Source organism: Streptomyces atratus (assembly GCF_040655115.1).
GTDB lineage: Bacteria > Actinomycetota > Actinomycetes > Streptomycetales > Streptomycetaceae > Streptomyces > Streptomyces atratus_D.
In genome coordinates this window covers 1-12,890 of record NZ_JBFAJH010000094.1, presented here as the reverse complement: position 1 = coordinate 12,890, position 12,890 = coordinate 1, and the positions used below count along the sequence as shown (strand labels likewise).

The 12,890-nt window shown below is 68.7% G+C and carries 13 protein-coding genes and 1 pseudogene; 9 read left to right on the top strand and 5 right to left on the bottom strand.

Translation table 11 applies throughout. The features are described 5' to 3' along the window. The 3 genes and pseudogenes from AB0I23_RS40180 to AB0I23_RS40170 all read left to right on the top strand — a co-directional run. Positions 1-1,111: Hint domain-containing protein (locus AB0I23_RS40180; RefSeq protein ID WP_359118054.1), on the top strand; the 1,111-nt coding region annotated here is incomplete at its 5' end. A 153-nt stretch (positions 1,112-1,264) separates the two neighbouring features. Next, entirely contained in the window at positions 1,265-2,005 is a 741-nt protein-coding gene (locus AB0I23_RS40175) for a tetratricopeptide repeat protein (protein WP_359118051.1), read from the top strand. Between the two features lie 323 nt (positions 2,006-2,328). Beyond that, a pseudogene (locus AB0I23_RS40170) lies at positions 2,329-2,757 on the top strand (hypothetical protein); the annotation flags it as partial. 17 nt (positions 2,758-2,774) lie between these two features. Here AB0I23_RS40170 and AB0I23_RS40165 read toward each other — a convergent pair. Together AB0I23_RS40165 and AB0I23_RS40160 are read right to left on the bottom strand one after the other, a co-directional pair. Continuing rightward, the gene (locus tag AB0I23_RS40165; RefSeq protein ID WP_359118056.1) at positions 2,775-3,104 is read right to left on the bottom strand and encodes a DUF397 domain-containing protein; all 330 of its coding nucleotides are present in this window, start codon (positions 3,102-3,104) and stop codon (positions 2,775-2,777) included. Continuing rightward, the gene (locus tag AB0I23_RS40160; RefSeq protein WP_359118048.1) at positions 3,085-3,939 is read right to left on the bottom strand and encodes a helix-turn-helix domain-containing protein; all 855 of its coding nucleotides are present in this window, start codon (positions 3,937-3,939) and stop codon (positions 3,085-3,087) included. Before AB0I23_RS40160 ends, AB0I23_RS40165 begins: the two co-directional genes overlap by 20 nt. A 424-nt stretch (positions 3,940-4,363) precedes the next feature. Between AB0I23_RS40160 and AB0I23_RS40155 the strand changes: the two genes are divergently transcribed. Then, on the top strand, positions 4,364-4,813 hold the full coding sequence (locus AB0I23_RS40155) for an ATP-binding protein (RefSeq protein WP_359118046.1): 450 nt from the start codon (positions 4,364-4,366) through the stop codon (positions 4,811-4,813). Positions 4,814-5,077: 264 nt separating this feature from the next. On the opposite strand, the gene AB0I23_RS40150 is transcribed toward AB0I23_RS40155, so the two are convergent. Further along, positions 5,078-5,482 (bottom strand): PIN domain nuclease, encoded by a 405-nt coding sequence (locus tag AB0I23_RS40150; RefSeq protein WP_359118044.1) that lies wholly within the window; start codon positions 5,480-5,482, stop codon positions 5,078-5,080. Beyond that, positions 5,479-5,715, bottom strand: a complete 237-nt coding sequence (locus AB0I23_RS40145; RefSeq protein ID WP_359118041.1) for a type II toxin-antitoxin system VapB family antitoxin — start codon at positions 5,713-5,715, stop codon at positions 5,479-5,481. Before AB0I23_RS40145 ends, AB0I23_RS40150 begins: the two co-directional genes overlap by 4 nt. 413 nt (positions 5,716-6,128) lie before the next feature. On the opposite strand from AB0I23_RS40145, the gene AB0I23_RS40140 reads away from it, so the two are divergent. Beyond that, the gene (locus AB0I23_RS40140) at positions 6,129-7,301 is read left to right on the top strand and encodes an acyl-CoA dehydrogenase family protein (protein WP_359118038.1); all 1,173 of its coding nucleotides are present in this window, start codon (positions 6,129-6,131) and stop codon (positions 7,299-7,301) included. Positions 7,302-7,773: 472 nt separating this feature from the next. Here AB0I23_RS40140 and AB0I23_RS40135 read toward each other — a convergent pair whose 3' ends face one another. Further along, on the bottom strand, positions 7,774-8,175 hold the full coding sequence (locus AB0I23_RS40135) for a hypothetical protein (protein WP_266988076.1): 402 nt from the start codon (positions 8,173-8,175) through the stop codon (positions 7,774-7,776). Positions 8,176-8,379: 204 nt separating this feature from the next. Between AB0I23_RS40135 and AB0I23_RS40130 the strand changes: the two genes are divergently transcribed. The 4 genes from AB0I23_RS40130 (at position 8,380) to fxsA (ending at position 12,622) form a co-directional block, all read left to right on the top strand. After that, positions 8,380-8,820 (top strand): Lrp/AsnC family transcriptional regulator, encoded by a 441-nt coding sequence (locus tag AB0I23_RS40130; protein WP_024493538.1) that lies wholly within the window; start codon positions 8,380-8,382, stop codon positions 8,818-8,820. Between the two features lie 45 nt (positions 8,821-8,865). Next, entirely contained in the window at positions 8,866-10,512 is a 1,647-nt protein-coding gene (locus tag AB0I23_RS40125; protein ID WP_359118034.1) for an amidohydrolase, read from the top strand. 528 nt (positions 10,513-11,040) lie between these two features. Further along, positions 11,041-11,808 carry a polyprenol monophosphomannose synthase gene (locus AB0I23_RS40120; RefSeq protein WP_359118031.1) on the top strand — a complete coding sequence of 256 codons (768 nt, stop codon included), beginning with the start codon at positions 11,041-11,043 and terminating at the stop codon, positions 11,806-11,808. Between the two features lie 220 nt (positions 11,809-12,028). Next, positions 12,029-12,622, top strand: coding sequence for an FxsA family membrane protein (fxsA, locus tag AB0I23_RS40115; protein WP_359118028.1), 594 nt, complete (start codon positions 12,029-12,031; stop codon positions 12,620-12,622). The last annotated feature ends 268 nt before the right edge of the window (positions 12,623-12,890 follow it).

Genomic DNA, 12,890 nt, shown 5'->3' with positions numbered 1-12,890 from the left:
CTTGCTCATGTTGCTCTTGCCACTCAACCTGGACTGCTTCCTCCGGGACCCATCCGTCCCAGTATCAGGCTGTCCACTTCAGAGGGGGAACTTCAAGGGCGGCAAGAAGGCCGCCTCAGGTGCCAAGAACGTGGCGGGCAAGCCCAAGACGTCCAAGCCCAAGCCGAAGAAGACTACGGACAAGCCTGCACCAAAGAAGCAGGGCGGCAGTTGCAAGGTGCCGGCGAAGAAGAACAGCTTCGTCCCCGGCACCAAGGTCGTCATGGCCGACGGGTCCACGAAGAACATCGAGGACCTCAAGGAAGGCGAGTACGTCCTGGCCTCCGACCCGGAGACCGGCAACCTCCAGGCCCGCCAGATCACCAACACCCGTAACCACGAGGGTGTAAAGGATCTGATCGTCCTTACCATCGACGCCGACGGCAAGGACGGCAAGGCCAAGCCCAGCAAGATCACGTCAACCGACGCGCACCTGTTTTGGCTCCCCGACTTCGGCCGGTGGGTCACGGCCGGGGAACTGAAGCCCGGAATATGGCTGCGGACCGCGACTGACGACTGGGTTCAGGTCACCGCGGTCAACCGGATACAGCGCACTCAGCGCGTCTACAACCTCACCGTCGAGGGAGTGCACACCTTCTTCGTGACGGTGAGCGGTGCCGCGGTCCTCACTCATAATGAGGGGATCGAGGCGTGCGGCATTGGCAAGCCCAGCGGTATTCCGCGCCACGCCAAGAAGAAGACCGGTGCCGCGTCGGGCGGTAAGCCCTATCTCTCTGGATGGTCGGCGAAGAAGCCGAAGGCGTTTGAGAAGATGGATATTGCCGATGTTTCCCAGGTGCGCACAAATATGGGAATGCCTCAGGCATCACATAGTTGGGGCAACGGTGTCGTCGGGCGGTACAACAATTCTCATGTGGAGAAGCAGGCCATCGTGGACAACGTGGTACGGCTCCCATCTCGGTGGACCGCGATATGTGCGGGGACTGTCAGGAGTTCGCGTCCTGGTACTCGTATAGGAATGATGTGGACATCACGATCTCGGATCCGAGTGGTATCCGGATATTCAGAAGGACCGGGGACGTTGAATTCCTGGGACATTAATCCACTGTGATACGACGGGCGCCCTCGGTGGATTTTTTCCGCGGGCGCCCGTTCGTGTTAGCTTGTCTAGGTCAATTTAGGAGTAGCGAGGATATGTGGGGCTTTGCTGATGAATGACCCTAAAGAAAGTACCGGACTCGCCGAACGTGCGAAGTCGTACCTGTTGGCGGCGCAGGACGGAAGCGCTGGAGCCGCCGCGCACCTCGACGCGCTCCGCCCGGCTCTGGAGAGCGCGGCCGAGCTGGGGGATGCCGAGTGCCAGAACGTGCTGGGTGGGGTGCTGCTGGTCTGGGATGAGGATCCGGGCGCCGCGGCTGGGTGGTTTCGCCGGGCCGCGGAGTCAGGGGACAACGAGGCGCGGCGAACGCTGGGATATCTGTACGTCGAAGGCGCCGGGGTCGAGAAGGACCTCGCTGCGGCCGAGGTGCTGTTCCGGGCAGCGGCCGAAGGGGGTGATGTGATCGCCTCGCACAATCTGGGGGTGTTCCTGTTGGAGGAGAGCGATGAGCGCGGCGAGCCGGTCGATGTTGCGGAGGTGGTTCGCCTGCTGCGGGTGGCCGCCGAGGCGGACGTCGACGAGGCTGCGGCCAAGCTGGGCGATGTTCTCTCGGACCTGGACGAGGACGCGGAGGCGCTCCGCTGGTACGAGCGGGCAGCCGCCCTGGGGCACATCGATGCGATGTTCGCGGCGGGCTCCTGGTTCCGGGACGGCATCGGGACGGATGTGGACAACACCTTGGCCGTGAAGTGGTTCTTGAAGATGCTGGATGCGCACCGGATGGAGGGCGTGCATGAAGTGTTGGCGCTGGCGGGCCGGTTGACCGATGAGGAGATCCGTCGCGGGGGTCACCTGGCCGGAAAGGTGCCAGAGGCGGAGAAGATCATCGAAATGCGCAACCGGTGACCACCCTGCGGCGTCGCGTCGACGGGCCGGGTGCTCACGGATGGGGTTGATGATCGGATGGACGATCTTGCCATCCGCAATGAACCCTTCTCGGTAACGTCTCGTGACGGTTCGTGATCTTCGTTCAGGTGGTGCGGGTGTGTTCCAGCTGGAGCAGGCCGACCACGTACTCGTACGACGGTTTCGACCGGATCGCCAAGCACACGGCGGGTACGGGTGCGTCGGCGAAGTCGACGTCGTACGTGTACGACGCGTTCGACCGCACGGCGTCGGAGACCACGTCCGGCACGTTGGGGAAGACGACGCTCTCCACGTACCTGGGCATGGAGTCGAAGGTGCTGCGGGAGGAGGTCGCCGGCAAGGCGACCAAGTCCTACCAGTACAGCCCGTGGGGTCAGAAGCTGACCCAGATCAAGCACAAGGACACCGGTCCCCACGAGTACTCGCAGTTCCTCTACCACCCCAAGGGTGATGTGGAGGAGGTCACGAAGGAGGACGGCAACACCCGGGCCACCTATGGCTACACGGCTTACGGCTCGGACGACGAGGCGCAGTTCACCGGCGAGGACAAGCCCGATGCGGCGAACCCGGACAAGGAGCAGTACAACGACTACCGCTACAACGCGCAGCGGTACGACGACGGCTCCGGCACGTACGACATGGGCTTCCGTAACTACAGCCCGGGTCTGAACCGGTTCCTGACGCGTGACATGTACAGCGGCGCGATGGACGACATGTCCCTGGCCACCGACCCGTACACCGGCAACCGCTACGCCTTCGCCGGCGGCAACCCCATCTCCTTTGCAGATCGGCGGCCGGGCGCGTCCTTGAGGGACGTGACGAACGACGTCCAGGCGGGGGCGGTGACCGTGAGGACCGGGCCGTGGGTGAGCTTGGAGTCACGGACGGGGACGGTGCCCGCGAGGCCGTCGGCGACCTCCAGGCAGTCCCCGCCGGTGCCGTTGCTGTGGCTGCTCTTGCGCCAGCGGGCGGCGCCGGGGAAGGCCTCGGCGATCTCCACGCAGTTCCCGCCGCTGCCATTGCTGTGGCTGCTCTTGCGCCAGACAGCGGTGCTCAAGTCAATCTCGCTGCTTGCCATTTCGACCATCCTCAGCCGCTTGCTCGATCAGGGCGAGGGACGCCTCCGGCGGTAGTGCGGCGGCCCTCAGTCGATCGTACGACCTGAGGTACTCCTTCACGAGGGCCGGATCGTCGATGGTGTCGCCACTGTGCAGTGCCTCCGTGTAGACCAGGGGCGGGGCGTCCGAAAAGGTCATGATCATGACTGTGCCCAGCATGAAGGGGTGTGGTCCGCAGTTCCACGGAAGGACCTGGGGAACGATCCGACGGCGCCTTGTCAACGTCGCGATCCGCTCCAGCTGTTCGACTTCCTGCTCCGGCGGAAGGATCGGTTGGCGCAGCAGTGACTCGGACAGGACTGCCCAGTACATCGGGGTCCTGTGGTCGTCGTCGAAGAGGCGAGCACGCGCCATCCGGGCGCCGGCTTTTTCCTCCACCTCGTCCTCCGGTGCCAGCGGGTGCGTCGCTCGTACTACTGCCCGCGCGTACGCGTCCGTCTGCAGCAGGCCGGGAATCAGAGTCGGGCACCACTCCTCGATCGTCTCCGCGTGCTTCTCCGCCTCCAGCACGCGCTCGAAGTAGCTGGCGTGGCCTCGCCTTTTCGCCTTCCGTACGTCCTCGCAGCGGCGCCGGAAGAAACCGTCGGTACCCAGTGTCTGGTCCACGTGCTCGGCCAGTTCGGCCGGCATGCGGCGCTGTCCGCGTTCGATTTCGCTGAGGTGGCTGGGGCCGTAGAAGCTGCCTTCCACCAGCTGCTGGAGGGTCAGTCCGGCCTCCTCCCGTTTCCAGCGCAACTCCTTGCCGTAGAAGGTGGGGACGCTTGCTGACCCGTCGATGTCCTTGCGCTGTCCCATCGTTCACCGCCATTGGTGTCGTTGCCGCCCGTTTCACAGCGTGTCCGCCCGAGTCCCGGGGATTCCCGCGCCGATGCCAACGCGCGAGGGCATACGCGCAGTTCACGGCCGGGAGCCCGAAGCTCTTTCACGGTATGCCGCACCGCGTCAGAGTGTGAGTGATTCGTCACAGAGCGCACTGGAAGGTGTGACACCCCCATGAACGACCACCCCCACGACGGCACGGGCACGGACGCCGATGTGCAGGACTGCGTGAACGACCTGTGGGTCGCGCTCGCCGCCCACGGCGTCACGCTGCCCTCCCTCGGCATTGACCTGCCGACCTTCGCTACCCGCTACCGCATTCCGCCGCTCGTCACGTTGGGCAACTGCAACCTGCCCACCGCACGCGCTCTGGTCCTGCGCTGCGCAAGGGGGTCGCGTGATGCGACAGCTGCTGATCCTGGAACTTCTCGCCACCCCCGAGGCCGTGCCCGAGGTGCGCCGCACCCTGCGCGCGTACCTGGGCAGCCCCTGCGACGACCTCCAGTTGTGTGCCACCGAGCTGATCACCAACGTCATCCGCCACCTCGGCGAGGGCGTCCCCGTAACGGTCCGCGCCTCGTGCGACCGGGACCGTACGCGAGTGGAGATCACCGACCCCGACCCCCGGGCCCTGCCCGTCCTGTGCAGGGCGGCCGGCGACGACGAGACCGGCCGCGGCCTCACCCTGCTCGATGCCCTGGCGCTGCGCTGGGGTGTGGAGCAGGGCCCGGGCACCAAGACGGTGTGGTGCGAGCTGCCAGGCGGCGGCGACCGCACGTCCCCTGGTGAGCCCTCCGCGGTCATTCGGGTCGATTCGGAAGGAATGTCCGTCGGTGTGATCACAGGGTGAATGCTGCTGCATCCTGTCCGGCCTGGAGGAGGTGTTGGTCCTGGACAAGGCGACGTACCGCATCAGGAGCCACCGCTTCGAGTTCGGCCCTCTGATCCCCTACGGCGGACAGAACATCACGTTCGAGCAGGACGTACGGCAGGAGAACCAAAGACACGTCCAACGGGAAGATCGAACTTCCCGTCGGCGTGCGCTGACCTGGTCCGCAGTTCCAGCAGCCGGAGGCCGGCCCTCCCGTGCCGCCCTACCTGGTTTCGGCGACTGTCACTCGCCGATGCGGCGCACCGGCTGGCCCGTGACACGGGCAATCGGGTCGAAGTCGGCATCCTGGTGGAGAATTGTGAACTTGTGATGTCGGGCAGTGACGGCGACGAGTAGGTCAACGGGGCTGGCACACTGATGCCACCCCCTGTCCGCGAGGCGTTGCTGCAGATCCGCGGAGTCGTCCCATGCGGAGTCGCGCATCGAGTAGTGGGGGAACGTCTCGCGGAGCAGGCCATCGGCTTCGTAGTACGCCGCACGGCCGCCGACTGCCCGCAGATATTCCTGCCGTACCGGCTCGCAGAGCCCTACCAGCCCTGCGGTGACGAGCTCGTCCCAAGCGGGACTCGCCTGACGCCGGTAGAAGCACACCAGGGCGCTGGTGTCGATCAGAAACAGCTCGCTCACGCGGCGGACCGTCCGCCGTCGTCCGGGTGCTCATGGCCGGGGTCGATGACCGAGAAGTCGATCTCGCCATCGGCGACCATCTGCCGCATCCGCTCCACCGCTGCCGCGCGACGCCGCCGGTCAGCGATTTCCCGTAGGGCCGCGTTCACGGTGTCCTTCTTGGTGGTGGTCCCCAAATGTCGTGCAGCCTCTTGCAGGGCTTCGTCGTCCAAGTCGATCACGGTGCGGGACATGGCCACCCCCAGGATGCGTATATACGTTTCGAAAAGAAGATATCGCGAGGTGGTGTCGCTGTGCTCGGCCCTGGAGGAGCTCCAGAGGGCGCCGCCCCGTGCAGTGGTACTGCCCGAAAGTCGAACCGTAGATGGACTAGACCAATTGCGTAATGGTTCGGACTATTCCCATGTTCGTCCGGGCCCCGCACGGATCGTCCGGGCGCCCTTTCTGTCACCCCGTGACGGATACCGTCCGATCGGGCATACTCGACCCGCCACGGCCGCTGGCCAGCAACTCTCGTAATCCGGGAGGGCAGCAGCGGTTTGGGTATCAGTGCTTTTCCGGGCCCCGGTCCGGAGATCCCCCGGCGGAGCCGCTCACACCCCGCGCGCGCGCCGCCGCAACGCCCGACAGGGAGGAGAGCGCCGTCATGTCCGACCGTGCCCCGCAGTTGGTGGAGCGTCGTCTGCCCACCGAGGAGTCCAGGCAACTCGTCGCGCTCGTCCGCGACATCGTCCAGCGGGAGATCGCGCCCAACGCGGCGGAGGAGGAGGACGCGGGCCGGTTCCCGCGCGAGGTCTTCACTCTGCTCTCCGAATCCGGACTGCTCGGTCTGCCGTACGACTCCGCCCATGGCGGCGGAGACCAGCCCTACGAGGTCTACCTCCAGGTGCTCGAAGAGCTCGCGGCCGCCCGGCTCACCGTGGGCCTCGGCGTCAGCGTCCACTCGCTCGCCTGCCATGCTCTCGCCGGATACGGCACCAAGGAGCAGCAGGCGGAACACCTGCCGGCGATGCTGGGGGGCGGCCTGCTGGGGGCCTACTGCCTCTCCGAGCCCGCCTCGGGCTCCGATGCCGCCTCGCTCCGCACGAAGGCCGTACGCGACGGCGACGACTGGGTCATCACCGGCACCAAGGCGTGGATCACCCATGGCGGTATCGCCGACTTCTACACGGTTCTGGCGAGGACCGGCGTCGAGGGTGCCCGCGGCATCACCGCCTTCCTTGTCCCCGGCGACGCAGAGGGGCTGAACGCGGCCCTCCCCGAGAAGAAGATGGGCATGAAGGGCTCGCCCACCGCCCAGCTGCACTTCGACGGTGTGCGGGTGCCGGACGCCCGCCGGATCGGTGAGGAAGGGCAGGGTTTCGCCATCGCCCTGTCCGCACTCGACTCCGGGCGGCTCGGCATCGCCGCCTGCGCCATCGGTGTCGCACAGGCGGCCCTGGACGAGGCCGTGGGATATGCCACCGGGCGGCAGCAGTTCGGCCGCCCCATCGCCGACTTCCAGGGGCTGCGGTTCATGCTCGCCGACATGGCCACCCAGATCGAGGCGGGCCGTGCGCTCTATCTGGAGGCGGCGAGGCTGCGCGACGCGGGCAGGGCGTTCTCCCGGCAGGCGGCCATGGCCAAGCTGTTCTGTACGGACACGGCCATGCGGGTCACCATCGACGCCGTTCAGGTGCTCGGCGGCTACGGTTACACCCTCGACTTCCCCGTCGAGCGGCTGATGCGCGAGGCCAAGGTGCTGCAGATCGTCGAGGGGACCAATCAGATTCAGCGCATGGTCATCGCGCGCCACCTCGCGGGTCCCGAGACCCACTGAGGCGCAACGGCCGGTCCGACCACACGGGCGTCGTCATGATCCGGTTCCACTCCTGGTCATGACGGCCCGGCAGGGTCCTGCCGGTGGACTCCCAATGGCTCAGCATCGCCCGGTAGATGGGCGGATCCGTCGAATGCGGCACCGCGCGCGGCGCTGACGGGGCGGACGCCGAGGGGGGTACCGGCTGCGAACCGGGCTGCGGAACCGATTCTTCGGGGGGCGGAGCGGCGAGACGGCGACGACCGGGGCCGGCCGTGGATTGCAGCAGGGTCATGCCGGGCCAACGCCGTGGGGCGGGGCCGGGTCACTGCCGGGGGGATTCGAGCGCCCGTTCGCCAGGTTCCCCCTGCCGCGCGGGCGCGGCTCGATCGCCCGCACCACGCCGGCCCGGCCGTCGTGGTGCAGCACGTGTGTGTCAGGCGTCTGCCGGAGACTCCGGCAGACGGGGAGGCGCCGCCCGCCCGGGTACGCGTCAGGCGGCGTTGCGGCGGATCTGGTGCGGCACCCGCAGCGGGCGCGAACCCGCACCACCGGCGTGCGAGAACGGCTGCATCCTCCAGTCGAGCCCCTGGGGGAGTGTCAGCAGTAGTCCCATCTCCTGTTCCTGGAGCTCGAGCGACTCGTCGGCCGGACGTGCCTGCGCGGCGTCGCGACCGGTTCCGGCGCACACCGTGAGGACGAACGGGTTCCACGGCGTCGGGCACAGCGCGTGTTCCGGCAGCACATCCTCGTCGGCCAGCAGCGCGATCGGCTGCGCACAGTCCGGGCAGATCACCCGGTACATCTCAAAAGTGTCGTACGCGTCGGGAGCTGAGTCCTCGACGGGTTCAACAGGCTCCGGTTCGGTACGTCCGGTGAGCTTCAGGCTCTGCATGGAGAATCTCCCCCTCGGGTGGGCCGGCAAGGCGCCACGGCCTCGACCACAGCAAGCACTTCCCGTCGCGCATCCGCCGTAACCGCGAGGTCGTCGGCTACCCATCCGTAAACCTGTGGTATTCGTCACATGCTCCATGCAGGTGCCCTGTTCGGGGCCCCTGCGACTGTGCCTGGAGGGACCTGGGGCCATAGGTTGATCCGCATGGAGGAGCTGGACCGTCAGATTGTGGAATTGCTCGTCAAGGACGGGCGGATGAGCTACACCGACCTGGGCAAGGCCACGGGCCTGTCCACCTCGGCCGTTCATCAGCGTGTCCGTCGGCTGGAGCAGCGCGGGGTGATCCGGGGCTATGCCGCGGTCGTCGACCCCGAGGCCGTCGGGCTGCCCCTCACCGCGTTCATCTCGGTGAAACCGTTCGACCCGAGCGCGCCGGACGACATCGCCGAGCGGCTCGCCGGTGTACCGGAACTGGAGGCGTGCCACAGCGTCGCGGGCGACGAGAACTACATCCTCAAGGTGCGCGTCGCGACCCCGCTGGAGCTCGAGCATCTGCTGACCCGGATCCGCTCGCTGGCCGGGGTCTCCACCCGCACCACCGTCGTCCTCTCCACCCCGTACGAGGCACGCCCCCCGCAGATCTGAGGGGGCGCGGACGGCGCCGCTCCGCACAAGGGCGAGACTGGTGCCATGACCGAGAGCACCGACCCCCAGAGCGAACACCGCACCGTGCTGCTGCGCGGTGGAGACGTCCACAGCCCCGCCGACCCCTTCGCCACCGCCATGGTCGTCGAACGCGGCCATGTTGCCTGGGTGGGCTCGGAAGGGGCCGCCGACGCCTTCGCGAGCGGCGTCGACGAAGTGATCGACCTCGAAGGGGCACTGGTCACTCCCGCGTTCACCGACGCCCACGTCCACACCACCTCGACCGGCCTCGCCCTCACCGGCCTGGACCTCTCGGGCGCCCGTACCCTCGCCCAGGCCCTCGACCTCGTACGCGCGTACACGGCCGCGCACCCTGCGGACCGGGTCGTCCTCGGACACGGCTGGGACGCCACGCGCTGGCCGGAGCAGCGGCCTCCGTCGCGCGCCGAGCTCGACGCCGCGGCCGGCGGCCGGCCGCTCTATCTGCCCCGGATCGATGTGCACTCCGCCGTCGTCACGACCGCCCTCCTCGATCTGGTCCCCGGCGTCACCGCACTGGCCGGCTACCAGCCCGACGCCCCGCTGACCGGCGCCGCCCACCATGCCGTGCGCTCCGCCGCCCACGGCGCGGTCTCGCCGCAGCAGCGCGCCGAGGCGCAGCGTGCCGCCCTGGACCACGCCGCCTCGCTCGGCATCGGCACCCTTCATGAGTGCGGCGGACCCGACATCTCCGACGAGGAGGACTTCACCGCGCTGCTGAAGCTCGCCGCCGGGCGGCCGGGTCCGCGGGTCTTCGGCTACTGGGCCGAGCAGGTCGCGGACGAGAAGGACGCCCGCAGGATCCGGGAACTCGGCGCGATCGGCGCGGCCGGGGACCTGTTCGTCGACGGTTCCCTCGGCTCGCACACCGCGTGCCTGCACGAGCCGTACGCCGACGGACCGGCCGGCGGCAGGGGCGCCGCCCATCTGGACGCCGCGCAGATCGCCGCGCATGTCACCGCCTGCACCGAGGCCGGTCTGCAGGCCGGTTTCCACGCCATCGGCGACGCGGCGGTCTCCGCCGTCGTGGCAGGCGTCCGGGCCGCGTCCGAGGCGCTGGGGCTGCCCCGGGTCCGCGCGGCACGCCATCGCGTCGAGCACGCCGAGATGCTCACCCCCGAGACGATCGCCGGTTTCGCGGAGCTGGGTCTGACCGCCTCGGTCCAGCCCGCCTTCGACGCCGCCTGGGGCGGCGAGGGCGGCATGTACGCCCAGCGGCTCGGTGCCGACCGGGCCCGCACCCTGAACCCGTACGCGGGCCTCCTGCGGGCCGGTGTGCCCCTGGCCTTCGGCTCGGACAGCCCGGTGACCCCGCTGGACCCGTGGGGGACCGTACGGGCCGCTGCGTTCCACCGGACGCCGGAGCACCGGATCTCCGTACGGGCCGGCTTCACCGCGCACACCAGGGGCGGCTGGCGGGCCGTCGGCCGCGACGACGCGGGCACCCTCGTTCCCGGCGCCCCCGCCGACTACGCGGTCTGGCGCACCGAGGAGCTCGTGGTCCAGGCCCCGGACGACCGGGTCGCCCGCTGGTCGACCGACCCGAGGTCCGGGACGCCCGGCCTGCCGGATCTCACCCCGGGCGGCGACCTCCCGGTCTGTCTGCGGACTGTGATCTTCGGACAAACTGTCTACGTACGGCCGAACGAGTGACGTCCGGACATTTCGTACCGCCGATCGAAGGCGCCCACGCTTCCCCGCGACCTGCGTATCTCCGCTACTGACCAGGCAACTTCGATAAACATCGCAGGTCAGAAGGGTATTGACAGGTAGCGCCCACGGGCCGGTAGGTTCGGCCGAGTCCACCACAGGACGTCCGACCGGTTATACCTCCACGCAGTCGTCGAACGCCGCTGGGTCATGAGGTGGTGTGCCGCATCGGCGCACCACCACTGACAGCCAGGTTCAGCGCCCGCGCCTCGGGGGCGAGGGAAGGTTTGAGCCGGACGGCAGGTGTGACCCGGGTGGGGCCCGGACGTTCAGTAGACAACGGCTCTCGGTCGACCCGCAGCCAGCGGGTCCCAGGTCGGCCCGAAGGACGCCGGGCCCCGATCCGCAGTTCCGTCCGCACTTCCCTCCTTCTGTCCGCGTCGGCGCCCCGACGCCGCCTGCCGCGTCGGCCCCCGGCCCCCGATGCGATCGATATGGTGTGCACCTGTGTACGGACGTGAGGGGCAGTAAGTGAACGACGGCGGTCAGAGGCGGTACGGCCCGCTCGGCAGAGCCTTGGTGATCATCCCGACCTACAACGAGGCCGAGAACATCAAGCCGATCGTCACCCGGGTGCGCGCCGCGGTACCGGACGTGGACATCCTGGTCGCCGACGACAACAGCCCCGATGGCACCGGGAAGATCGCCGACGAGCTCGCCGCCGCCGACAGCCACGTCCAGGTGCTGCACCGCAAGGGCAAGGAAGGGCTCGGCGCCGCCTACCTCGCCGGGTTCCGCTGGGGCATCGACCACGGTTACGGCGTTCTCGTGGAGATGGACGCCGACGGCTCCCACCAGCCCGAGGAGCTGCCCCGGCTGCTCACCGCCCTCAAGGGCGCCGACCTGGTGCTCGGCTCCCGCTGGGTGCCGGGCGGGCGCGTGGTCAACTGGCCCAAGTCCCGCGAGATCATCTCCCGCGGCGGCAGCACGTACTCCCGCCTGCTCCTCGGGCTGCGGACCAGGGACGTCACCGGCGGCTACCGGGCCTTCCGGGCGGAGACCCTGAAGGGGATCGGCCTCGACGAGGTCGCCTCCCAGGGGTACTGCTTCCAGGTCGACCTGGCCCGGCGCACCATCGACGCGGGGTACCACGTCGTCGAGGTTCCGATCACCTTCGTGGACCGCGAGATCGGTGACTCCAAGATGAGCCGCGACATCCTCGTCGAGGCGCTGTGGCGGGTCACGGCCTGGGGTGTCACCGCCCGTACGAACCGGGTCCTGGGCCGCAGGTCTTCTTGATCACCCCCTCGGATTGATCGCCCTCGGACCGACCGGCAGTTGGGGGGCGTCACGGGGCTGGGGCACGCACCTCGCGGCGTCGTCGTCGATCACCAGGGCTCCGCCATGGCTCAATCCTCCGCCTTGCGATGCACGCACCCCAGCCCCGCTCCTTCACCCGCCCCCCAACTGCCGGTCGGTCCTATCCCGCTTGGACGTACGTCCAGGCACACTGGGGACCATGACGACCGGCACACCGCCCCCGACCGCCCCTCCGCGGCGCTCGCGCGCCCGTACCCTCATCCCGCTCGCCATCGCCGCCTGGGCAGTGCTGGAGATCTGGCTGCTGACCCTGCTGGCGGACGTGGCGGGCGGCTTCACGGTACTGCTGCTCCTGATCGGGGGCGTCGTGCTCGGGGCCGTGGTGATGAAGGCGGCCGGCCGTCGGGCCTTCCGCAACCTCACCGAGACGCTCCAGCAGATGCCGGGCCGGCCGGGGGAGGCCGCGGCGCCGCCCACCGCCCCGTCGGGCAGGAAGGGCAATGGCTTCCTGATGCTCGGCGGGCTGCTGCTCATCATCCCGGGGATGATCTCGGACGTGGCGGGACTTCTGCTGCTGGTCCCGCCGGTCCGCGCGACGCTCGGCCGCTACGCGGAGCGGTCCCTGGACCGCCGTATGCGCACCGCTGCCCCCGGCAGCTTCTCCGGCGTGTTCCAGCAGGCCCGAATTCACCGTCCGGACGGAAAGGTCGTCCAGGGCGAGGTCATCCGCGATACGGACACTCGGCCGGGCCGGCGCCCCGACGACGGCCCGCGCCCCCCGCTCAACCCCTGAGCGGGTTCTCGTCCGAAGCCGCCCCTTGGACGGGGACCCGTCCGAACGGCTGTCCTCTAATCGCCGGACGGGCTCGAGTTCCCCTGTCCGGCGTTCACGCCCGGGACGGAGGAATCAAACCCGAACGGCGCTCGGAGACGGAAGAGCAGGCCGCAGGGCGCCCACCCCGAGCGCGACAGAGCCGCGGGCCGTGACACACGCGCCGACGGAGATGACGAACACGGACGGCATCAGCACGCCGACCACCACACAGGCGAAGCCTGCGAAG

What these genes read in the sequence shown, in the direction of transcription:
- AB0I23_RS40165 (WP_359118056.1), bottom strand. Translation starts at nt 3,104, where the DNA reads ATGGCAAGCAGCGAGATTGACTTGAGCACCGCTGTCTGGCGCAAGAGC.
- AB0I23_RS40140 (WP_359118038.1), top strand. Translation starts at nt 6,129, where the DNA reads ATGTCCGACCGTGCCCCGCAGTTGGTGGAGCGTCGTCTGCCCACCGAG.
- AB0I23_RS40125 (WP_359118034.1), top strand. Translation starts at nt 8,866, where the DNA reads ATGACCGAGAGCACCGACCCCCAGAGCGAACACCGCACCGTGCTGCTG.
- AB0I23_RS40160 (WP_359118048.1), bottom strand. Translation starts at nt 3,939, where the DNA reads ATGGGACAGCGCAAGGACATCGACGGGTCAGCAAGCGTCCCCACCTTC.
- AB0I23_RS40155 (WP_359118046.1), top strand. Translation starts at nt 4,364, where the DNA reads ATGCGACAGCTGCTGATCCTGGAACTTCTCGCCACCCCCGAGGCCGTG.
- AB0I23_RS40145 (WP_359118041.1), bottom strand. Translation starts at nt 5,715, where the DNA reads ATGTCCCGCACCGTGATCGACTTGGACGACGAAGCCCTGCAAGAGGCT.
- fxsA (WP_359118028.1), top strand. Translation starts at nt 12,029, where the DNA reads ATGACGACCGGCACACCGCCCCCGACCGCCCCTCCGCGGCGCTCGCGC.
- AB0I23_RS40135 (WP_266988076.1), bottom strand. Translation starts at nt 8,175, where the DNA reads ATGCAGAGCCTGAAGCTCACCGGACGTACCGAACCGGAGCCTGTTGAA.
- AB0I23_RS40130 (WP_024493538.1), top strand. Translation starts at nt 8,380, where the DNA reads ATGGAGGAGCTGGACCGTCAGATTGTGGAATTGCTCGTCAAGGACGGG.